The sequence below is a fragment of the Aliiruegeria sabulilitoris genome, from assembly GCF_001558155.1.
Taxonomy (GTDB): Bacteria; Pseudomonadota; Alphaproteobacteria; order Rhodobacterales; family Rhodobacteraceae; genus Tropicimonas; species Tropicimonas sabulilitoris.
In genome coordinates this window covers 72,832-94,483 of record NZ_LOAS01000023.1, presented here as the reverse complement: position 1 = coordinate 94,483, position 21,652 = coordinate 72,832, and the positions used below count along the sequence as shown (strand labels likewise).

General features: G+C 63.0%; 22 protein-coding genes. 13 read left to right on the top strand and 9 right to left on the bottom strand.

The window, feature by feature from the left end; genetic code table 11:
* The first annotated feature begins 456 nt into the window (after positions 1–456).
* Together chrA and AX756_RS18310 are read left to right on the top strand one after the other, a co-directional pair.
* A complete protein-coding gene (gene chrA, locus AX756_RS18315; protein ID WP_082739180.1) occupies positions 457–1,695 on the top strand; it encodes a chromate efflux transporter in 1,239 nt (412 codons plus the stop codon).
* A gap of 72 nt (positions 1,696–1,767) precedes the next feature.
* The gene (locus AX756_RS18310) at positions 1,768–2,646 is read left to right on the top strand and encodes a Vgb family protein (protein ID WP_068315074.1); all 879 of its coding nucleotides are present in this window, start codon (positions 1,768–1,770) and stop codon (positions 2,644–2,646) included.
* A gap of 233 nt (positions 2,647–2,879) precedes the next feature.
* On the opposite strand, the gene AX756_RS18305 is transcribed toward AX756_RS18310, so the two are convergent.
* From AX756_RS18305 to AX756_RS18295, 3 genes are read right to left on the bottom strand one after another with little or no spacing between them, the layout of a single operon-like run.
* A complete protein-coding gene (locus AX756_RS18305) occupies positions 2,880–3,650 on the bottom strand; it encodes an SDR family NAD(P)-dependent oxidoreductase (RefSeq protein ID WP_068315071.1) in 771 nt (256 codons plus the stop codon).
* A 4-nt stretch (positions 3,651–3,654) separates the two neighbouring features.
* The gene (locus AX756_RS18300) at positions 3,655–4,680 is read right to left on the bottom strand and encodes a zinc-dependent alcohol dehydrogenase (RefSeq protein ID WP_156461559.1); all 1,026 of its coding nucleotides are present in this window, start codon (positions 4,678–4,680) and stop codon (positions 3,655–3,657) included.
* A gap of 18 nt (positions 4,681–4,698) precedes the next feature.
* Entirely contained in the window at positions 4,699–4,893 is a 195-nt protein-coding gene (locus AX756_RS18295) for a hypothetical protein (RefSeq protein ID WP_068315067.1), read from the bottom strand.
* Between the two features lie 279 nt (positions 4,894–5,172).
* On the opposite strand from AX756_RS18295, the gene AX756_RS18290 reads away from it, so the two are divergent.
* On the top strand, positions 5,173–5,907 hold the full coding sequence (locus tag AX756_RS18290; RefSeq protein WP_068315064.1) for an FCD domain-containing protein: 735 nt from the start codon (positions 5,173–5,175) through the stop codon (positions 5,905–5,907).
* Between the two features lie 91 nt (positions 5,908–5,998).
* Here AX756_RS18290 and pgi read toward each other — a convergent pair whose 3' ends face one another.
* The 3 genes from pgi to zwf are packed head-to-tail and all read right to left on the bottom strand — an operon-like array spanning position 5,999 to position 9,737.
* A complete protein-coding gene (gene pgi / locus AX756_RS18285) occupies positions 5,999–7,606 on the bottom strand; it encodes a glucose-6-phosphate isomerase (RefSeq protein ID WP_068315061.1) in 1,608 nt (535 codons plus the stop codon).
* Positions 7,607–7,614: 8 nt separating this feature from the next.
* Positions 7,615–8,286 (bottom strand): 6-phosphogluconolactonase, encoded by a 672-nt coding sequence (gene pgl / locus AX756_RS18280; RefSeq protein WP_068315059.1) that lies wholly within the window; start codon positions 8,284–8,286, stop codon positions 7,615–7,617.
* Positions 8,283–9,737, bottom strand: a complete 1,455-nt coding sequence (gene zwf, locus AX756_RS18275) for a glucose-6-phosphate dehydrogenase (protein WP_068315055.1) — start codon at positions 9,735–9,737, stop codon at positions 8,283–8,285. Before zwf ends, pgl begins: the two co-directional genes overlap by 4 nt.
* Positions 9,738–9,931: 194 nt before the next feature.
* On the opposite strand from zwf, the gene AX756_RS18270 reads away from it, so the two are divergent.
* Both AX756_RS18270 and AX756_RS18265 read left to right on the top strand, forming a co-directional pair.
* Positions 9,932–10,903 (top strand): radical SAM protein, encoded by a 972-nt coding sequence (locus AX756_RS18270; protein ID WP_438938414.1) that lies wholly within the window; start codon positions 9,932–9,934, stop codon positions 10,901–10,903.
* A gap of 65 nt (positions 10,904–10,968) precedes the next feature.
* Complete coding sequence (locus tag AX756_RS18265) at positions 10,969–11,457, top strand: lytic transglycosylase domain-containing protein (RefSeq protein WP_068315052.1); 489 nt, start codon at positions 10,969–10,971, stop codon at positions 11,455–11,457.
* On the opposite strand, the gene AX756_RS18260 is transcribed toward AX756_RS18265, so the two are convergent.
* Positions 11,449–11,910, bottom strand: a complete 462-nt coding sequence (locus tag AX756_RS18260) for a DUF6314 family protein (RefSeq protein ID WP_231701093.1) — start codon at positions 11,908–11,910, stop codon at positions 11,449–11,451. The two genes, AX756_RS18265 and AX756_RS18260, sit on opposite strands and share 9 nt — an antisense overlap.
* Positions 11,911–12,063: 153 nt before the next feature.
* On the opposite strand from AX756_RS18260, the gene purB reads away from it, so the two are divergent.
* The 3 genes from purB (at position 12,064) to AX756_RS18245 (ending at position 15,257) form a co-directional block, all read left to right on the top strand.
* Positions 12,064–13,368 (top strand): adenylosuccinate lyase, encoded by a 1,305-nt coding sequence (gene purB / locus AX756_RS18255; RefSeq protein WP_068315049.1) that lies wholly within the window; start codon positions 12,064–12,066, stop codon positions 13,366–13,368.
* Positions 13,369–13,673: 305 nt separating this feature from the next.
* Positions 13,674–14,912: a DMP19 family protein gene (locus AX756_RS18250; protein ID WP_156461558.1), complete on the top strand. Its 1,239-nt coding sequence runs from the start codon at positions 13,674–13,676 to the stop codon at positions 14,910–14,912.
* Between the two features lie 156 nt (positions 14,913–15,068).
* Positions 15,069–15,257, top strand: a complete 189-nt coding sequence (locus AX756_RS18245) for a hypothetical protein (RefSeq protein ID WP_068315042.1) — start codon at positions 15,069–15,071, stop codon at positions 15,255–15,257.
* A gap of 104 nt (positions 15,258–15,361) precedes the next feature.
* On the opposite strand, the gene nqrM is transcribed toward AX756_RS18245, so the two are convergent.
* Both nqrM and AX756_RS18235 read right to left on the bottom strand, forming a co-directional pair.
* Positions 15,362–15,601, bottom strand: a complete 240-nt coding sequence (gene nqrM / locus AX756_RS18240) for a (Na+)-NQR maturation NqrM (RefSeq protein WP_068315039.1) — start codon at positions 15,599–15,601, stop codon at positions 15,362–15,364.
* Positions 15,602–15,631: 30 nt separating this feature from the next.
* On the bottom strand, positions 15,632–16,657 hold the full coding sequence (locus AX756_RS18235; RefSeq protein WP_068315036.1) for an FAD:protein FMN transferase: 1,026 nt from the start codon (positions 16,655–16,657) through the stop codon (positions 15,632–15,634).
* Positions 16,658–17,006: 349 nt separating this feature from the next.
* Here AX756_RS18235 and AX756_RS18230 point away from each other — a divergent pair, with 349 nt between their 5' ends.
* The 5 genes from AX756_RS18230 to nqrE are packed head-to-tail and all read left to right on the top strand — an operon-like array spanning position 17,007 to position 21,641.
* Positions 17,007–18,356 carry a Na(+)-translocating NADH-quinone reductase subunit A gene (locus AX756_RS18230; RefSeq protein ID WP_068315033.1) on the top strand — a complete coding sequence of 450 codons (1,350 nt, stop codon included), beginning with the start codon at positions 17,007–17,009 and terminating at the stop codon, positions 18,354–18,356.
* A 3-nt stretch (positions 18,357–18,359) separates the two neighbouring features.
* Positions 18,360–19,571 carry an NADH:ubiquinone reductase (Na(+)-transporting) subunit B gene (locus AX756_RS18225; protein WP_068315030.1) on the top strand — a complete coding sequence of 404 codons (1,212 nt, stop codon included), beginning with the start codon at positions 18,360–18,362 and terminating at the stop codon, positions 19,569–19,571.
* Complete coding sequence (locus AX756_RS18220; protein ID WP_068315027.1) at positions 19,564–20,376, top strand: Na(+)-translocating NADH-quinone reductase subunit C; 813 nt, start codon at positions 19,564–19,566, stop codon at positions 20,374–20,376. The genes AX756_RS18225 and AX756_RS18220 overlap by 8 nt, the downstream gene beginning before the upstream one ends.
* Positions 20,377–21,033 (top strand): NADH:ubiquinone reductase (Na(+)-transporting) subunit D, encoded by a 657-nt coding sequence (locus tag AX756_RS18215; RefSeq protein ID WP_068315024.1) that lies wholly within the window; start codon positions 20,377–20,379, stop codon positions 21,031–21,033.
* Entirely contained in the window at positions 21,033–21,641 is a 609-nt protein-coding gene (nqrE, locus tag AX756_RS18210; protein ID WP_068315021.1) for an NADH:ubiquinone reductase (Na(+)-transporting) subunit E, read from the top strand. Before AX756_RS18215 ends, nqrE begins: the two co-directional genes overlap by 1 nt.
* Positions 21,642–21,652 lie beyond the last annotated feature (11 nt).

Here is a 21,652-nt window from a genome sequence, read left to right as displayed (position 1 = left end):
TATCCACCACATTTCATTTGACGCATGCATACAACTTTTAGGTCCGACCAAACATACCACGATTAGACACAGACCTTCCGGGGACCGGGTCGTACGGAAAATGAACTACCGGCGACCATATCACAAAAAGGGACCGAAACGGCCCATAGTTTCGCTGCCAACCGGCTTTGTTATCGCTACCCCGACGCCTTTGCAAATTTCTGATAAAATTTGTAAATTTTCTTGCCCTCGACGTCAAAGGCCTGACTGTAGTGTATTCCCGTCATGCTTTCAGCGCATAGCGCCACCACAGAATTGCATAGCTAAAGAATTGTCACGAAAACCGCAACATAGTTGCGCTGCGGTTGCATTCACTCCTGAGTCCCTCCGGCGCAGGCTTCGCCCGCAATCGCCCCTTGCGATCCGAGCCAAAGCTGCAAATCTCCGGGAAGCGGAAATCGCTCGGGAACAGGACCGATGACAGTGCAGAAAACCCCCTCCGGCGCGGGCGGGCAGCGCCCCTCCCCGACATCGCAACCGGGCACCCCAAGCGAGGTCTTCGCTGCCTTTCTCAAGCTCGGCCTGACCTCCTTCGGGGGCCCGATCGCGCATCTGGGCTACTTCCGGGAGGAGTTCGTCAGCCGCCGCGGCTGGCTGACCGACAGGAGCTATGCCGACCTCGTGGCGTTGTGCCAGTTCCTGCCCGGTCCCGCATCGAGCCAGACGGGTTTTGCAATCGGACTGATGCGCGCCGGCCCGCTGGGGGCGCTTGCCGCCTTCACGGCCTTCACATTGCCCTCCGCCCTATTGCTGCTGGTCTTTGCCCTTGGGTCGGCCTCGCTCTCCGGTCCAGTTGGGCTTGGCCTGCTGTCGGGCCTCAAGATCGTCGCCGTGGCCATCGTTGCCCAGGCCGTCCTCGGCATGGCCCGAAGCCTCTGCCCCGACAGGGAGCGCGCGGCCATTGGCGTGCTGGCCGTGGGCCTTCTGGCCGTCCTGCCCGGCGCCGTCGGTATGATCGCGGCGATCCTTGCGGGCGGGCTTGCCGGTCTGACCTTCCTGCGCCCCCAGCCCGCGCCAGCCGAAGGCGCGCTCGCCGTGCCGGTTTCGCGCGCCTTTGCCCTTGCCTGCCTTGCCATCTTCACCCTGCTCCTGCTGGGCCTGCCGCTTCTGGCGGGTCTGGGACAGGGCTGGGCGCTCTTCGATGGTTTCTACCGCTCGGGGGCGCTTGTCTTTGGCGGCGGCCATGTCGTGCTGCCACTGCTGGAGGCCGAAACCGTCGGCAATGGCTGGCTGAGCCATGACAGTTTCCTTGCCGGTTATGGCGCGGCACAGGCCGTTCCGGGCCCGCTCTTCACCTTCGCCGCCTATCTCGGCGCAAGCGTCACGCCTGCCCCCAACGGCCAAACCGGCGCCTGCATCGCGCTGCTGGCGATCTTCCTGCCCGGCTTCCTGCTGTTGCTGGCCGCGCTGCCCTTCTGGGGGCGTTTTAGCAACCTCGCCCGCGCACAGGCCGCCATGATGGGCACAAACGCCGCCGTGGTTGGCATCCTAGGCGCCGCCCTCTACGCGCCGGTCTTCACCAGCGCGATCACCGATATGCGCAGCTTTGCGCTCGGGCTTCTCTGCTTCGTTCTGCTGATCAGTTGGAAAACGCCGCCCTGGATCGTTGTGCTGGTCGCAGCCCTTGGCGGAGCGGCTCTCTCGCTGTTCGGCTGACAGCAGGAGAGAAGCAGGGACTTGCTCCGTTCCAGAACGCCGCTACCCTGTCGAACAGGAACGGAGACCGCGATGTTGAATCCAATTCGCCATGCCTGCCGAACGGCGCTGGCCTTGCTTGCGCTCGCACAGGCGCCCATGGCGCAGGACGCCCCTGCCCCTTTCGCCAGCTTCGCCGGCGCCAGTCCGCAGGTGCTGAACGACCCGCATGACCTTGCATTCGGACCGGACGGACGGCTCTACGTGGCCGACAAATTCGGCAGCCGCATCGCCGTGCTGGACCCCGACACGCTCGAATTGCTGGAAACCTTTGGCGACGGGATGCTGCCAAATGTGCATGACATCTCCTTCGGACCGGACGGCAAGGCCTATATCGCCGTGACCGGTTCGAACGCCGTCGGGATATTCGACTTCTCGGGCGACGCACCCGTTAACGAAGGGCTCATTGGTCCCTTCCCCCGCACCGAAGGCGCGCTGGCCCATTCGAACGGGCGTCTCTATGTCATGGCCTCGGGAACGGGCCAGCTAATGGCCGTTGAAGGAGAGACCCTACTTGCCACCGCCGGCGGCATGCCCGGCGCACATGATGTTGCCGAGGCTCCGGATGGCACGATCTGGGTCGCCGACAATTTCAACCGCCGCCTTGTGCAATTCTCCCCCGAGCTCGAACAACTTCGAATCCTGTCCGGCCCGCAATTCGGCTTCATCGGCCCGCGCTACCTCGATGTGGACGATTTCGGAAAGCTCGTGGTCGCCGACCAGGACGCCCATCGGGTGCTTCTGATCGACCCGGCCACCGACAGCCTTCTGGGCGTGATCGGCAGCGGCAGCCCTGGCATGGGCCCCGGCCTGCTCGACGATCCCGAAGGCGTCGCCATACGTGGCCCCGCCTATTACTTTTCCGACAGCGACAATAACCGAGTGGTGAAATATGTCGTAGCGCTGAACTGAGCGTTCGAACCAGCCCTCCCGAGCGCGACAGAACGCCGAAGAGCAAGGTCCTTTCGCTGCGCCAATATCGACAGGATAGCAATGGGGGTGTTGCCCCCCCCCCCGCGCGCGAAGCGCGTGCCCCCGAACGGTCTATACGCTCCCATCTCAAGGCGAAGGCGTTTCGAACCGGCCAAAAGCAAAGGGGCCGCCCAAAGGCGACCCCCGGTGTCTTTCTGCCCAGCCTGTTTGACTTAGCGGCCCATCCAGCCGCCATCGACCAGCAGTGTCGCGCCGTGGACGTAGTTGGCGGCATCCGAGGCAAGGAAGACGGCCGGGCCGGCAAAGTCTTCGGGCTTGCCCCAGCGGCCAGCCGGGATGCGGCCGAGTATGGCGACGGAGCGCTCCGGGTCGTCCTGCAGCGCCTGGGTGTTGTCGGTGGCGATGTAGCCCGGAGCGATGGCGTTGACGTTCACGCCCTTGGACGCCCATTCGTTGGCGAAGGCCATGGTGAGCTGGCCGATCCCGCCCTTGGATGCCGCGTAGCCCGGCACGGTGATACCGCCCTGGAAGGTCAGCAGCGAGGCGGTGAAGATGATCTTGCCCGAGCCGCGCTCGATCATCGAGCGGCCGATCTCGCGCGTCAGCACGAATTGTGCGCTGAGGTTCACCTCGATCACTTTGTCCCACCACTCATCGGGGTGCTCGGCGGCCGGCTTGCGCATGATGGTGCCGGCATTGTTGATCAGGATATCGATCTGCGGGTTCTCTTCCAGAACCTTGGCGGCGAAAGCGGTCACCGCGGAACGGTCGGCAAAGTCGCAGGAATAGCCCTTGAATTTGCGGCCCAGTGCCTCGACTTCCTTGCCCACTGCCGAACCTTCGGCTTCAAGAGAGGCCGAAACACCGATGATGTCGGCACCCGCCTGCGCGAGGCCAAGCGCCATGCCTTTGCCGATGCCGCGCTTGGCGCCGGTTACGAGGGCAGTCTTGCCCGTAAGGTCGAACATGTTCAGGTCAGACATTTTATCACCCGTTGATCTGGAGAAGCGATTTCATCGCGTTGGGGTTGGCGGTCAGCTCGGCAAAGGCCTCACCGATCTTGTCGAGGGGACGAATATCGGTGATGAAGCTGTCGGCATCGATGTCACCGGCCGCGATGGAAGCGATCGCCTTTTCGTAATCCTCGGGTTCGTAGACGCGCGTGCCGATGAGTTTCAGTTCGCGCCAGAAGAAGCGGAAGATGTCCACCGTCGGTTTGCTCGCATGAATGGCAACCATGACAATGCGGCAGCGGGTGCAGGCGGCTTCCGTCATCAGGTCAACGCCCGGCTGGGTGCCGGAGACCTCGAAGATCACATCCGCGCCCTTGTCGCCGGTCTTCTTCATGATCTCTGCGGCGGCATCGACCTCTTTCGGGTTGATCGTGTCGAAGCCGAGCTTGTCGGCATAGGCCAGGCGGTTCTCGTTCACCTCGGAGATCGTCACCTTGCCGCCGGCGGCACGGGCCACCATGGCGACCAGCATGCCGATGGGTCCACCACCGATGACCAGGACGTCCTCGCCCTCCGCCACTTCGGCCATACGTACGTCGTGGCAGGCCACGGCCAACGGCTCGATCAGAGCAGCGTCGCGCAGCGAGACAGTCTCGGGGACGCGGTGCAGCGTGTGGGCCGGCACATTCCAGAGCTGCTGCATCGCGCCCTGGCTGTCGAGACCAATGAAGGTCTGCTTGTGGCAGATATGGCTGTGGCCACGTTTGCAGGCCGGGCATTCGCCGCAAGGATCGAGCGGGCGAACGACGACACGGTCGCCTTCCTTCCAGCCCTCGACAGCCTCGCCGACGGCCTTGACGGTGCCCGACATCTCGTGGCCAAGAATGCGGTCGAAGCCCACGCGCCCGTCCATGTGCCCGAGATAGGCGTGCAGGTCCGTGCCGCAAATGCCGCAGAACGCGACTTCGATCTGGACCTGACCGGCGCCCGGCGCCTCGGCCTCGATCTGTTTCACTTCGAAGCTCTTGTCGCCTCGGTAGAATGCTGCCGTGATAGTCATGACTCTCTTTCGTCCTCCTCAGGCCGCCAGGTCGTTGGCGGCGTTCAGTTTGTCCCAATCGAAAACCACACCGGTGCCGGGCGTGTCGGGGGCAACAGCAAGGCTGTCCTCGAACACGTCAGGGCGGGTTGTGTAACCGTCGATCGGGAAAGAATGCAGCTCGCCGAGCGGGAGCGCGAAACGCTGTGCCCGAAGAGAAACGATGCAGGCCATATCTGGTTCCCTTTCCGGCACATGTGGCAAGGACGCTCCAGCACAGAAGGGCGCAGATAACGGGTGGCGGGATGCCCCACCGGATTTCGAAAAATCCTCCGTTTCGCCCGAATGCTTTGGACCGACCAAATTGGGGCGAACCTAAACGAACTAGCGCCCAAAGGTCAATCTCCTTTAGCGCAAACGACAACAACCAACCGGATTTGGTAGGTTTTTACTGGAATACCCGGCCCAGAAGGTTATACCCTACCCGTATCATCAGACCAAAGGCACATAACCGTGACCAAGGCGAGTCGCTCAAAGGCCATCGAAAACGCCGCGCCGGACGGACGCGCCTCGGACGCAATCGTCGAGCGGATCCAGGAACAGATCCTGTCTGGGACGCTGCTGCACAACACGCCATTGCCGTCGGAACGGGACCTCATGGAAAGGTTCTCGGCCAGCCGGACCGTCGTGCGGGAAGCGGTCGCGACCCTTGCCGGGCGCGGCCTGCTGGAAGCGAAGCCGCGCTACAGGCCGATCATCCGCAAACCCGGCTTCGATACCGCGCTCAACACCGTCGGTTCGATCGTGCAACTCATGCTGCAGCATCAACAGGGCGCGGAATCGTTGTTCGAGAGCCGCGTCTTTGTCGAGCGAGGGCTGGTTCGGGATGCCGCAACATCGGCCACTCGGGAGAATATCGCCGAACTGAAGGAAGCCCTTGCTGCCAATGAGGCGGCGATCATGGATTTCGATGCCTTCTATGACACCGACATGGATTTTCACGGGGTCCTTTACACGATCCCCGGAAACCCGATCTTCCCGACGCTTCACAGCGCCTATACCACGTGGCTGGCGCCACATTGGCGGCGGATGGAGGGCTCTCCAGAGTTCAACCGGAAAAGCTATGCCAGTCACCTGGCGATCTACACCGCGATTCTGGAACGGGACCCGGACGCCGCCGAGGAGGCGCTGGTGACCCACCTGAATGTCTCGTGGAGTTCTGTCGGGCCGACCTTCGCCCCCAAATAAAGACAAAGGGCAGGCACCGAATCTCTCGGCCTGCCCCCGTCATCCAGTTTTCGCGGAGGCCGCGCGAACGGCCTCCCGCTACGTCTTTCGATCAGCCGCCGTGTTTGCGGATTGTTTCCACCAGCAGCGCGGTGGAGCCGTCCTTGCCCTCGGTACCCTTCTCGCCGGCCACGACCGGGCCAAGCGCCGTGGCAAGCTCCTTGCCAAGCTCGACGCCCCATTGGTCGAAGCTGTTGATGCCGAGGATCACGCCTTCGACAAACACACGGTGCTCGTAAAGCGCCACGATCTGGCCGAAAATCTCGGGCGTCAGCAGCGGGTAGACCAGCGTGGTGGAGGGACGGTTGCCCGGGAAGACGCGGTGGCGCGCCTGACGTTCCAGCTCAGCCCCTTCCAGCCCCTTGGCCGCCATGATCGCGGTCGCTTCTTCCAGAGACCGGCCACGCAGCAGCGCTTCGGATTGGGCAAGGCAGTTGGCCACGAGCAGACGATGCATATGGGCGAGGTCCGCCTCGTGCCCCTGCGCGCCGACCATGAATTCGCACGGCACAACGCCGGTGCCCTGGTGAATCAACTGGTAGAAGGCGTGCTGGCCATTGGTGCCCGGCTCGCCCCAGACGATCGGGCCCGAGACCACCTCCAGATCGGCGCCGTCCATCGAGACGCGCTTGCCGTTGCTCTCCATTTCAAGCTGCTGGAGATAGGCCGGCAGGCGCAGCAGCCGCTGCTCATAGGGCAGCACGGCGCGCGAGGGGTAGCCGCAGATCTGGTGATGCCAGATGCCGACAAGCGCCAGCAGGACCGGCAGGTTTTCCGCCAGCGGCGCCGCCTTGAAATGATTGTCCATCGCCTGCGCGCCACGCAGGAAGGCGCGGAAAGCCGGGCCACCGATGGCGAGCATCACGCTGAGGCCGATCGGCCCCCACATGGAATAGCGCCCGCCGACCCAGTCCTCGAAGCCGAAGACGCGGGAGGCATCGATGCCGAAGGCGGCGGTCTTCTCCGTGGCCGAGCTGAGCGCCGCGAACTGCGCCGCCGGATCGGCGACTTTCTCGCTCATCCAGGCCCGCGCGGTCTGCGCGTTGGTCATGGTCTCGATGGTGGTGAAGGTCTTGGACGCGACGATCACCAGCGTCGTCGCCGGGTCGAGCGGACGCAGCACGTCTGACACATGCGCGCCATCCACGTTGGAAACGAAGTGGCATTTCGGCCCGTCCGCATAGGGCATCAGCGCCTGCAGCGCCATGACCGGGCCGAGATCGGAGCCACCAATGCCGATATTGACGACATCTGTGATCTTGCCGCCCTGCCCCTTGAAAATCCCGTCGCGCACGTTGGCGGCGAAACCTTCCATGCGGTCGAGCGTGGCCAGCACCTCCGGCATCACGTCCGCGCCATCGACCAGAACCGGGCCGCCATCGAGATTGCGCAGCGCGGTGTGCAGCACGGCGCGGCCCTCGGTCTCGTTGATCTTTTCGCCCGAGAACATCGCGTCGCGTCGGCCCGCCAGATCCGCGCCCTCGGCAAGCTTGATCAGCAGGTCGAGCGCCTTGGCATCGATATTGGTCTTCGAGAAATCGAAAAGCATATCGCCGAAACTGGCGGAGAAATTGCCGCCGCGACCGGGATCGGAGTCGAAAAGCGACAGGATGGAGCGGTTGTCGACACTGGCCCGGTAGGCCTTCAGCTCATTCCACATGGGGACCTCTATTCTGCCCAATGAACGGTTGCGTCATTCAATACGAGCTTCACCGGCGCTTCACGAGGCGACAAGTTGCGCGCCCGCTCAAGGGCCTCGCGTTTCTCCGGCCCGGTGATGAGAATATGCGTATGCATGGCGTTGGCGAGCACGGGCGCCGTCAGCGTCACCCGCGGTTCCGGCGCGGTGGGCGAACGCATCGCCATCAGCGGCGGCGCGTCGGGCGCGAGCGCTTTCTCGAAATTGTCGGCATCGTGGAAGATCGAGGCAATGTGGTAATCATTGCCCATCCCCAGCAGCAGGACCGTGATCGGCAGGATCAGCCGCACTTCGGCGATCATCGCATCCATCGCCTCTTCGGGCGTCGCGGTTTCGGCACGGATCCGCTGCAAGTAGGCGCGCTCCGCATTGCCGACCAGAAGACGCTCCTTCAGCAGCCGCGTGTTGGAGCGCGGCTGGTCCTCGGTCACCCAGCGTTCATCCGACAGCACGACGTTCACGCGGCTCCAGTCGAGGTTGGAAGCCGAGAGCGAATCGAAGGCCGGCCCCGGGGTCGTACCGCCGGGCACGCAAAGCGTTGCACGTGCCTGCGTCAGCAGCGTGTTTTCCAACTCGCTCGACAATCGATCGGCAAGGCCGATCATCATCAGATCCCTGTCAGGGTACTCGATGAAATTCATGGCCGGATTTCCCTCCATCTCCTGCCGTCGCGATGCAACAGCATCAGCGCGTCGTCGGGCCCGGACGAGCCCTGATCGTATGGTGAGGGAATATGCCCCCGCGCTTCCCAACCTGCAATCACCGGATCGGTCCAGGCCCAGGCCGCTTCGACCTCGTCGCCGCGCATGAAGAGCGTCTGGTTGCCACGGATCACGTCCATGATCAGGCGTTCATAGGCATCAGGAATGGCGTCATGGTCGTCGCCGAGCGCCTCGGCAAAGGTCATGTCGAGCGGCACGTCGATCAGCCGCATGCCCCCCGGCCCCGGCTCCTTGATCGTCACGCCAAGCTGCATGCCCTCGTTGGGCTGCAACCGGATCGACAGGATGTTGGAGTGCCGCCCGCGCGGCACGTCAAAGATCGAGTGCGGCGCGTCCTTGAAGACGATGGCGATCTCCGAGGCACGTGCCTTGAGCCGCTTGCCGGTGCGCACGTAGAAGGGCGTGCCCGCCCAACGCCAGTTAGACACTTCCAACCGCATAGCAAGGAAACTCTCCGTACGGCTGCGCGGATCGCCCACGTCTTCGAGGTAGGACGGCCCGCCCGGACCCGCGGCATACTGGCCGCGCACGATGTCGTCGGGCTCCATCGGGTCGAGTGCCCGGATCACCTTGAGCTTCTCGTCCCGCACCGCGTCATGGTCGTAACGCGCGGGCGGCTCCATCGCGATCAGGCAGACGAGCTGCAACAGGTGGTTCTGCACCATGTCCCGCATCGCGCCGATCCGGTCGTAATACTCACCCCGGCCGCCCACGCCCACCGTCTCGGCGACGGTGATCTGAATGTGATCGACATACTGGCTGTTCCAGAGCGGCTCGAACAGCATGTTGCCGAAGCGGACCGCCATCAGGTTCTGCACCGTCTCCTTGCCCAGGTAATGGTCGATCCGGTAGATCTGCGTCTCATCGAAATGCGCCGCAAGGCTCGCATTGAGCGCCTTGGCCGAGGCGAGATCATGGCCGAAGGGCTTTTCCACCACGATCCGCGCCTGTCCGTCCGCGATGCCGCGCTCCTTGAGCCGCTCGGCAATCGGGCCGAAAAGAGACGGCGCGACAGAGAAATAGAAAGCGTGAACCGCACCCTCCCGCATCTTCCCCTTGAGCTCTGGCCAGCCGCCTTCGCCGAGCGCATCGATTTTCACATAGGACAGCATGTCGAGGAATTGCGAGACGATTTCGGGCCGAAGACTTTCCGCAGGCAGGAATTCCTCCAATGCGGCGGATATCAGCGCGCGAAATTCCGCATCATCAGAATCACTGCGCGCCGCGCCTATCAGCCGCGCCTCCGGCGGCATCTGCCCATCGGCCAGACGACGGTAAAGACCGGGAAAGATCTTGCGCCGGGCCAGATCGCCCGTCCCGCCGAAGATCACCAGATCGAACGGCTCCACCGGAATAATGCGTGCTACCATTTTCGAGCTCCTGCAAAGCGAAGCCGCGAGCGCGCGGCAAACTGGGTAGGCTTGGTTTCGCCTGCACCGTTAGCGCAAACACGACCTTGATCCAAGGGGTTCACATCAACGTCAGTTACGGGTTGTGCCCTTTCGGTTCCTGTTAGCAGGGATTAGCACTTGGTGAAACAGCGCAGCTGCAGGGAGTGATGCGGGTGAAGGACCTGAATGACGGGTTGAACGAAAAGACCGACGGGGCGAATGCCGGGAAATTCTCCGATCCGAACCGGACGGCGGATGGAGAGGAACGCGCACAGGTGGCGCTGAGCGACCCGCAGACGCTGTGGTTCAACACCGGAACGCTGTGCAATATCACCTGCCGGAACTGCTACATCGACAGCTCGCCGGAAAATGACGCGCTCGTCTATATCACCGCCGACGAGGTCGAAACCTATCTCGACCAATTGGAGGAGCGCGGCTGGGGCGTGCGCGAGATCGGATTCACCGGCGGCGAGCCGTTCATGAACCCCGAGATGATCGAGATGGCACGCCGCAGCCTTGAGCGCGGCTACGAGGTGCTGATCCTGACCAATGCGATGCGGCCGATGATGCGTCCACAGATGCAGAAGGGGCTGGAAATGCTCCGCGACCGCTTTGGCGACAGGCTCACGCTGCGTATCTCGCTCGATCACTGGACGCGCGAGCATCATGAAGAGGAACGCGGCGCCGGCAGTTTCGACCGCACGATCGAAGGCATGGAATGGCTGCGCGACGGCGGGTTCCGCATGGCAGTGGCCGGGCGCACCGTTTGGGGCGAGAGCGAGGCCGCGGCTCGCAACGGCTATGCAAGCCTTTTTGCGGCGAAGGATTTCGCCATCGATGCGCAGGATCCGGCCATGACGGTGCTGTTTCCGGAAATGGACATGTCGGTCGAGGTGCCCGAGATCACCACCGCCTGTTGGGACATCCTTGGCAAATCGCCTGCCTCCGTGATGTGCGCCTCCTCGCGGATGGTCGTGAAACGGCGCGGCGCGGCGAGCCCGGCCGTGCTGGCCTGCACGCTGCTGGCCTACGAGCCGGAATTCGAGATGGGCAAGACACTGGCCGAGGCAGAGGGCGCCGTGGCGCTCAATCACCCGCACTGCGCGAAATTCTGCGTACTCGGCGGGGCGAGCTGCTCCGCCTGAAAGTTTCGCTTGCCCGGCGGCGCGGCGACGGCTTAGCACTTCTCCCGAGTTCCCGGAGTGTCTTCATGCCACCATTTCTTCTGCGCCCTGCCCTCGTCCTGCTGCTGGTAAGCCTTGCCGCCTGCGGCACGAGTGGTGCGGGCAAGGGCCCCGATGTCAGCCGCTTGAACGCCGCCTATGACGCGCCGCTGCATCCAAACGAAACCCCCGAACTGCGCCTTTTGATCAACCGCTACGCGCTTCTCTACGAAGTGCCCCCCGCGCTGGTACACCGGGTGGTGATCCGCGAAAGCACCCACACCCCCGCCGCTCGCAACGGGCCTTATTATGGGCTGATGCAAATCCTGCCGGCTACGGCGCGCACCATGGGCCATGACGGCCCGCCCAGCGCTTTGCTCGACGCCGAGACCAACCTCAAATACGCGGTGAAATACCTGCGCGGCGCATGGATGCTCGCCGATGGCAGTTTCGACCGCGCCGTCCAATGGTACTCGCGCGGCTATTATTACGAGGCCAAGCGTCGGGGAATGCTGGAGGAAACCGGCCTACGCTGAGCCGTCCTGCGAGCGCCGGTACCAGGTCGTCATCGTGTAATCCTTGCGTGGACCCAGAACCTGCCAGACCGATTTCCAGCGCGGCCACCGCGCGAAATCGTAGCGCACATCATATTGGTCGGGGTCGCACCAATGCGCGGCATCGGGATCGGCAGCGGCAGGATCGAAGCTGTGGAAATAGCGGCCGTCCTCGAAATCCACCCGGATCGTGCCGCCCTCCGCGCGCCAGAAATAGCGCCGTACCGCCTGCAGCTTCTGCCCGCCGGCCAGATCCAGCTGCCCGGTCTCGCAGTAGCATAACCGACCGTCGCCGGCCTTCGACAACTCCGCCCGACCGCTCAGGCGCAGGATCTCGCCCGCGCGGCGGTCGTCAATTACGCGCTCCATGCGCCACAGGCCGAGAAAACCGCCCAGATCCGGCCCGTCCATCGGCTTGTGCTCCGCTCCCGTCATCTCCGCCCGCCTCACGCCTTTTCCCGTCCCCGCGGGACTAGCCGCTTGCCTCTCGCCGGGCAAGCGCGTGTCCGACACGCCAGAACGCTTGCTCCATCCCGCCCCGCCCGCTATGACACCGGCGCTTTTCATATCAAACCGAAGGCCGCCCGCATGATCCCTCGCTATTCCCGCCCCGACATGGTTGCCATCTGGTCGCCCGAGACCAAGTTCCGCATCTGGTACGAGATCGAGGCCCATGCCTGCGACGCCCAGGCCGCGCTTGGCGTGATCCCGAAGGCGAATGCCGAGGCCGTCTGGAAAGCCAAGGATGTCGAGTTCGACGTTGCCCGCATCGACGAGATCGAGGCCGTCACCAAGCACGACGTCATCGCCTTCCTCACCCACCTTGCCGAGATCATCGGCAACGATGAGGCCCGTTTCGTCCACCAGGGCATGACCTCCTCGGATGTGCTCGACACCTGTTTCAACGTCCAGCTCGTGCGCGCCGCCGATATCCTGATCGAGGATGTGAAGGGCCTTCTGGCCGCTCTCAAGCGCCGTGCGCTGGAGCACAAGGACACGATTCGCATTGGCCGCTCGCACGGCATCCACGCCGAGCCCACCACGATGGGCCTCACTTTCGCCCGCTTCTATGCCGAGATGGACCGCAACCTGAACCGGTTGAAAAAGGCGCGGATGGAAATCGCCACCGGCGCCGTCTCAGGCGCGGTCGGCACCTTTGCCAATATCGACCCGGCGGTCGAGGAGCATGTCTGCGCCAAGATGGGTCTGGAGGTCGAACCGATCTCGACCCAGGTCATCCCGCGCGACCGCCACGCCGCCTTTTTTGCCGCGCTCGGCGTCGTCGCCTCCTCGATCGAGAATGTCGCCACCGAGATTCGTCACATGCAGCGCACCGAAGTGCTGGAAGCCGAGGAGTTCTTCTCCAAGGGCCAGAAAGGCTCGTCGGCCATGCCGCACAAGCGCAATCCGGTGCTCACCGAGAACCTCACCGGCCTCGCCCGTCTGGTGCGCATGACCGTGGTGCCGGCGATGGAGAACGTCGCCCTCTGGCACGAACGCGACATCTCGCACAGCTCGGTGGAGCGCAATATCGGCCCCGACGCCACCATCACGCTCGATTTCGCCCTCGCGCGCCTGACCACGGTGATCGACAAGCTGGTGATCTACCCCGACAACATGATTGCCAACATGAACAAGTTCCGCGGGCTGGTCATGTCGCAGCGCGTGCTGCTGGCGCTCACCCAGGCCGGCGTGAGTCGAGAAGATGCCTATCGCCTCGTGCAGCGCAACGCGATGAAGGTCTGGGAAGAAGGCAAGGACTTCAAGACCGAGCTGCTGGGCGACGCCGATGTCTGCGCCGCTCTGTCGGCCGAGGAGATCGAGGAGAAGTTCGATCTCGGCTATCACACCAAGCATGTAGATACAATTTTCGCACGCGTTTTCAAAGACTAACTTGAGCGGCAGGCCGCCCGAACCGCAAGCCTGAACGCCCCGCCCATTGATCGCCCCGACGCTGCTGGATTTGCCGTGGCGGGGCGTCCTGTTTTGCCTCGCGACAGCGTCACAGAACCGCCTTCCTTTAGGTCAAACTTCAGATGAACTCCCCGCTTTCGCCATGTTTCTGCCGTGAGCTTTGGAGACAAATGGAACACCGGAATATGGCATGAAGGGAAAGCAGAATGCTCAGGAAGCTTCTTTCAAGATTTCGAAGAGTTTCCGCCGCTGCGCCCGACACGACGTCCCCTTCGATTCCGCCCATGACCCCTACTCAAAGAACCTTCGAGCCGGTCATCGTGCGTTCCTGTTCCATCCGCTCCATCGCCACGGATCCCGGCGCATTGGTGGCCGATATCTCTTCCCATGTCTCGGTTCTGACAGAAAAGGCACGCTACCGCCGGGAAGACTTCCCCGCCGAAGCGCTGCAACTCTATCACGCCGACCTCTACCGCCGTGAAGTGAACACATGGGGTCATGCCGGCTTCATCGGTCGCTCCCAACAAAGCCTGGCCGACGCCCTGTCCGATTCCGGCAAGGCACTTCGGGCTTGCGGGGCCGACAGGTATCGTGACCTGTTCGAAAAGATGCAGACCTGGATCGCGCTCAACCCTGAAGATGCCGCCGACCTGACCGGCGAGGATGAAGACGAAGCGCCCGAGCTGACGCGCCTCGATCACCAGTTCCAGGCGCTGGAAGCCGAGGGCCTGCTTGTCTCGGCCCTCGCGGAATGGATCATCACGCAACCCTGGCTCGAAGTGGTCGACGATTCGGACTTCGGACGCGCCCAACGGCGCGCAATCACGAAGGCCCGGCGGCGCCGTGGCTCCGGAATCGCCGAAACCATAGCCGAGATCGATCATTTCCTGTCCAACCCGGCAAATGTCGGCTTTGGCATGGCCGCTGCGTCCCGGCAGACGCCCGAACCCGTGATCCATATCGGCTGTGTCCAGCACCTGACCACCGGCCCGGACAAGATCGCCCCTGCCCGCTGGATGCGCACCGTTGCCGGCGAAAGATTCGGTGTCCTGATCGAGGAAGGTTTCGCCCTGTTTGAGGCCGTCCCGGAGCGGCCACAGGCAGCCGCGCCCGGCCCGAGCCTCGCCGAACTGCGCCGCCTCCGCTATGACCGGATCGACGAAATCCTTTTCCACTATCCGCACAAACTGGGAAAACGCCTGGCCGTCACCCCAACATCGCGGGCAAAATTGGCGATCCAGGTCTGCCATCACCTGCATGCGGCCTGTGCAATCCATCTTCTGCTGGACAGCCTGGCGGAACCTGCCACGCTGACCAGCGCCTCGGTGCATTCCATCGGAAAGGCAGACGATGGCGGACTGAAAGCCGTGGTGATGATCGTCGCCGATGACGCAACCCGCGCCTTCTCCGCGATGCTCGACAATACCGGCGCCACGCTTCTCAGCGAGCCGGACCACAGGATCCTGGGCCAGATCGACCACACCCAGATCGAAACCCAGCAAAAGATGCTCAGGACCGCCTGACCCCTGACCGGGCTTCCGAAACCCTGAGTTTTCTACACGCCTCCGCCAAATGGGGCGTTTTTGTCCGTTTTGGCCAAAATGCAAACAGCCCGCTCGGCTCTGGACCGGCAAGCCCGGCTGTGCCAAGACAGGCGCTCCCTGATACCGGATGCGCCCATGCACGACACGTTTTTCCTGACGCCAATCACGGCCGTGCCGCTATTTCTGCTGCTTGTCTTCTGTGGACGCGGCTTCCGACAAAACTGGAAGGCGCAGGGGCCGAACTGGAAACTGAAATCCTGGGCCTACGGGCTGCCCGCGCTCGCTGCCTTCCTCGCCCTGGCCTTCCTGCCAATGGAAATGTGAAGCCCCCCGATTGGAGCGACTTCACGCTTCTTCTGACCGAAAATATCCTCGCGGAAGGCATCGAAGCCTCTGGCTTCGACATGCGGTCCATGCAGTCGGAGCTGTCAGGACGCCTCCATCTCCTCGACCATCCGCCGGGCGCGCTTGCATTGAAGCTTGTCCCGCAAGGGCGAATCCGGATCGATGTCTTTCTGGCAGACCACGCATTTATCCGCGCCGGCGATGGCGTTGAGCCCGCCGCAGCTTCCCTTGATGCGCATTTTCTGACCGACGACGATCACGCCAATGGCCATCGCCACGACGATGGTCGTCAACAGGAGGAATGCGAGCACGAATGTTGCCATGGGTCTGTCCTTGCGGCCGGTCTTCCGTATCTACTCTGCCTTGCGCAGTTTTTCAAATGCCGCGCTGGCATGTTTCACGTAATCCTGATCGGACCCTTGCGGAGCGCGCGAGATGAAAAACACGGCCAGATCGTTCGCCTCGGCAACAGCCATGCCGGTCTCCTCGCCCATAACCATCATTGCCGTGGCCAGCGCATCGGCCATCATCCCGTTCTCGGCCAGCACCGTCACAGAGGTCGCCCGGTGTGTCACCGGCCGGCCGGTGGTCGGGTCGATCAGGTGCGAATAGCGCACGCCGTCCTGCTCGAAGAAGTTGCGGTAATCACCGGAGGTCGCCATGCCGAGATCGGAGACCGGCAGAACCATTTCCACCGTCTGCGTCTTGGAATCCGGCGTCTCGATGCCGATCTTCCAGGCCTCGTCCTTGTCATTCCGGCCGGCCGAGACCAGGTCGCCGCCGATCTCGACGAGGTAGTTCTCGATACCGAATTCCCGCAGTTTTTCGGCCACCGCGTCATTGCCATAGCCCTTGGCGATTGCGGACAGGTTGACGGAGACAGCCGGATCGCGCTTGGTCAGCGTCTCGCCCTCGAGCGTGACCAACTCTGCCTGCCCGACATGCTCCAGCGCCGCCGCGATCTCCGCGTCCGACGGAATCGGCTCGCCCGGTTTCTTGGCGCCAAACCCCCACAGTTCGATCAGCGGAAACAGCGTCACGTCGAAGCGGCCATCGGAAAGCGCGTGCACCTTGTCCGCCGCCGCCATGACATGGGCGAACTCGGCCGAGATCTCTACCGGTTCGGTGCTCTGAATGGCATTGAAGAGCGAGACTTCCGATTGCTTGTCCCAATTCGACATCGACGCATTGACCGCCTTGAGCGTCTCCTCGATCGCCACGGCGATTTCCGTCTCGGTAACCTCGGAGGGTACGTCGACAGCAACGACATTGTAGCTCGTGCCCATCGTCTCGCCGGAAAAGCGATAGGTTTCGCCCTCTTCCTCTCCGAAACAGCCGGAAAGCAGGAGGCCAAGGGGCAGCAGGTAAATGGCGCGCATAGGGAAGCTCCCGGGTGGAATTGCTTTTCCGGGGGTCTGGCACCTTTTTGGGGGGGCTGTCAACGCGGGCGGTCTTTTGCCGGTAACGGGGCCGGATGGGGGCAGTCTGCCCCCTGCGCGCCGCCCGAGGGGCGGCGCTCCCCCCAAGGGTATTTCCGGAAAGAGGAAGGCCTTCCGCACTGAGACAATCGGCTTCCGGGCAAAATGTTGCGCTGCGGCGTAGAACTCCTTAATAGGATCAGGAACGTCTGTAGGCCAATGCATACAATGCCCCCGGAAAGCAGCACGGGGCGTATGGTCCGCAGGTCGGAGGAACGATCGAACCGGAACGGAAACCGCAGCGAGTTACATGCCCGAATTCTCATTCAAGAAGGGTCTGGACCTACCCATTAACGGGGCGCCGGAACAGACAATCCACGATGGGCCAGCGATTGGCTCCGTCGCGGTGATCGGGGCCGATTCCATCGGTCTCAAACCCAAGATGCTTGTCGCCGAGGGCGACAGTGTCCAACGCGGCCAGCCGCTTTATTGTCACAAGGATTCGCCTGAGGTCGTCTTTACCGCGCCAGCCACGGGGCGGGTGCGCGCGATCAATCGCGGCGCCCGACGGGTGTTGCAGAGCGTGGTGATCGATGTCGACAACATGTTCGATGCGGGCGTGGATTTCGGCATTCTTCCGGAGGGTTCCGGCGGAGACGAAGTTGCCGAAAAAATCCTGAAATCAGGCCTTTGGACGGCGTTCCGCACGCGCCCCTATTCCAAGATCCCCGCCGCCGACACACGGCCGGCCGCGATCTATGTCACCGCGATGGATAGCGAGCCGCTGGCTGCGGACCCGGCCCTGATCATCGCCGAGAAACCGCAAGCCTTCGTGGCCGGCCTCAGGGCCGTTGCGCAGCTGAGCGAAGGCCGGACATGGTTGTGCCACGCGAGCGGCGCGTCTGTTCCGGGCGGAGATGTCGCGGGCGTCGAGGTGGCCACTTTTTCCGGGCCGCATCCTGCGGGCCTTGCCGGGACGCATATTCACTACCTCGAACCGCCCACCGCCGAGCGCCATGTCTGGACCATTTCCTACCAGGATGTCATCGCGATTGGCACGCTGATGGACACCGGCAAGCTGGACACCTCCGTGGTGATTTCGCTGGCCGGTCCGCGCGCTTCCAACCCGCGTCTGATTCGAACCAATCTCGGCGCCTCGCTCGCCGATCTGACCGATGGCGAAGTTGACGGCGATGCACCGCTGCGCACGATTTCCGGTTCGGTCCTGACCGGACGGATGAGCGATGGGGCCGCTTTCGACTATCTCGGCCGTTATGCCCGCGCCGTGACGCTGATCGACGAGGACCGCACGCAGAAGTTCCTGGCCTGGATCACACCGCGCCCTGAGCAATACGCCGTTCTGCCGGTGCTGGCCTCCGCCTTCACCCGGGCAAAGAAGTTCTCGATGGGCTCGAACCTGAATGGCGGACGCCGTGCGATGGTGCCGATCGGGACATTCGAGGAACTGATGCCGCAGGACTTCCTGCCGACGCAGTTGCTGCGCTCCTTGCTTGTGATGGACACCGACAACGCCCAGAAACTTGGCGCGCTGGAGTTGGACGAGGAAGATCTCGCGCTCTGCACTTTTGCCTGCCCGGCCAAATACGAGTACGGCATCGCGCTGCGCGACAGCCTGACCAAGATCGAGAAGGAGGGCTGAGGGATGAAGTTTATCCAGAATTTCTTCGACAAGCTCGAACCGCATTTTGTGAAGGGCGGGAAGTACCAGTCCTGGTATCCGCTCTACGAATCCATCGCGGCGCTGTTCTTCTCGCACCGCACAGTCACCACCGTCGCGCCGCATGCCCGTACCTTCACGAACATGCAGCGGATCATGATCTATGTCCTGATCGCCGCCCTGCCCTGTGCCTTCTTCGGCATGTGGAACACCGGCCACGGCGCCAACGTGGCGCTTGCCGCGCTCGGCGAGGACGCGCATACCGGCTGGCGGATCGCCCTCATGCAGTGGCTCGGGTTCGGGCTGAACCCCGACAGCATCCTGTCCAGCATGTTCCACGGTTTCCTCTATTTCCTGCCGATCTACGCGGTCACGATGATCGTGGGTCTCTTCTGGGAAATCCTGTTCGCGATCATCCGCGGCCACGAGGTCAACGAGGGCTTCTTCGTCACATCGATCCTCTACGTGCTGATCGTGCCGGCCTCCACGCCGCTCTGGCAGGTGGCGCTCGGCATTTCCTTCGGTGTCGTGATCGGCAAGGAAGTCTTTGGCGGGACAGGGAAAAACTTCCTCAACCCGGCGCTTGTCGCACGGGCCTTCCTATATTTCGCCTATCCCGCGCAGATGTCCGGTGACTCGATCTGGACCCCGGTGGACGGCTTCTCCGGCGCAACAGCGCTCGGGATCACCGCGCAGGAGGGCGTGTCCGGGCTGGCCGCGCATGACATCTCCTTCGCCTCGGCCTTCTGGGGCAACATGCAGGGCTCCTTCGGCGAGACCTCGGTCTTCATGTGCATGATCGGGCTGGCCTTCCTGCTCGTCACCAAGATCGCCAACTGGCGGCTGGTCGTGGGGTGCATCGCTGGCACAATCGCCTTCTCCACCCTGCTGAACCTGATCGGGTCGGACACCAACCCGATGTTCGCAATGCCGTTCTGGTGGCACATGGTGCTGGGGGGCTGGGCCTTCGGCCTCGCCTTCATGGTGACCGAGCCGGTGACGGCCTCGCATACCAATGTCGGCCGCTTCTGGTATGGGGCGCTGATCGGTTTCATGGTCGTGATGATCCGCGTGGTCAACCCGGCCTTCCCCGAGGGCATGATGCTCGCCATCCTGTTCGCCAATATCTTCGCCCCGCTCATCGACTGGTTCGTCGTGCGGGCCAACATCGCTCGGAGGGCAAAGCGAAATGCCTGAGAACGACGCCAATAACGAGGGCCTGCTGGCCCGCTGGAAGGCGCTTCCGGTCGACTCGGTTCCAAAGACCGTGTTCGTCGCCACCGCGCTCTGCCTGTTCTGCTCCATGGTGGTCTCGGCCGCCGCGGTGAGCCTGCGGCCCATCCAGGAGGTGAACAAGCTCAAGGACAAGCAGATGAACATTCTGCAGGTCGCGGGCCTCTACGAGGATGGGGTCAACGTCCGCGAGGCCTTTTCCGCCTTCGAGCCAAGGGTGGTCGATCTCACGACCGGCACCTTCACCGACCAGTTCGACGCGGCAAGTTTCGACGACCGCGCCGCGGTGTCCGATCCGGAGCTGAGCCGGGCTCTGACAGAGGACCCTGCCGGGCTCGGCCGCCAGAGCAACTATTCCGTCGTCTACCTGCTCAATGATGCGGCCGGAGAGCTGGACAAGGTAATCCTGCCGATCAGCGGATACGGTCTCTGGTCCACGCTTTATGGCTTCATTGCCCTAGAGGAGGACGGCAACTCGATCTTCGGGCTGCAATTCTACGACCATGCGGAGACGCCCGGCCTCGGTGCCGAGGTGGACAACCCGCGCTGGAAGGCCATGTGGCCCGGCAAGGCGCTGCGCGACGAAAGCGGCGAGCTGAAGATCACGGTGGCCAAGGGCGTGCCGTCGCCGGTCATGGAAAACCACCATATCGATGCGCTGGCCGGTGCCACGCTGACCTCGGTCGGTGTCGACAACCTTGTGCGCTTCTGGATGGGGGAAGAGGGCTTCGCGCCCTTCCTCGAAAACCTCAAGGCGGGGGGCCTCTAAATGGCGCAGACAAGACGCACCTACCTGGTCGATCCGCTGGTCGACAACAACCCGATCACGCTGCAGGTTCTGGGGATCTGCTCAGCATTGGCGGTGACATCCTCGTTGCAGGTCTCTTTCGTCATGGCGCTCGCCGTGACCTTCGTGACGGCCTTCGCCTCGATGTTCATCTCGATGCTGCGCAATCACATCCCCGGTTCGATCCGGATCATCGTGCAGATGGTCATCATCGCCTCGCTCGTGATCCTCGTGGATCAGGTCCTCAAGGCCTATCTCTACGACATTTCGAAAACGCTCTCGGTGTTTGTCGGCCTGATCATCACCAACTGCATCGTGATGGGCCGCGCCGAAGCCTTTGCAATGAAGAACCCGCCGCTCGACAGCTTCGTCGACGGGATCGGCAACGGGCTGGGCTACGGCCTGATCCTGATGCTGGTCGGCTTCGTTCGTGAGCTTTTCGGCGCCGGAACGCTCTTTGGCATCACGGTGCTGCCGACCGTCAACAATGGCGGCTGGTACGTGCCCAATGGCATGCTGCTTCTGCCGCCTTCGGCGTTCTTCATCATCGGGCTGATCATCTGGGCCTTCCGCAGCTGGAAGCCGGAGCAGGTCGAAGACCGTGAATTCCAGATCCAACACATTGAGGAGGCGCACTGATGGAAGGGCTTATTTCCCTCGCCGTTAAGGCGATCTTCGTCGAGAACCTCGCGCTCTCCTTCTTCCTCGGCATGTGTACCTTCATCGCCGTTTCAAAGAACGTGGCCACCGCGCTTGGCCTCGGCATCTCGGTCATGGTGGTGCAGACCATCACCGTGCCCGCCAACAACCTCATCCTGAACGGACTTCTGAAGCCCGGTGCGCTCGAATGGGCGGGCTTCGGCGATGTAGACCTCACCTTCCTCGGCCTGATCTCCTATATCGGCGTGATCGCGGCCATGGTGCAGATCCTGGAGATGGTGCTCGATAAGTACTTCCCGCCGCTCTACAACGCGTTGGGCATCTTCCTGCCGCTGATCACCGTGAACTGCGCCATCCTTGGTGGCTCGCTCTTCATGGTGGAACGCGATTACAACTTCGCCGAATCCGTCACCTACGGCCTCTCCTCCGGCTTCGGCTGGGCGCTCGCCATCACCGCGATGGCCGGCGTGCGCGAGAAGCTCAAGTATTCGGACATTCCGGACGGCTTGCAGGGCCTCGGCATCACCTTCATCACCGCGGGCCTGATGGCCATGGGCTTCATGTCCTTCAGCGGCGTGAAACTCTAAGGGAGGCGCAG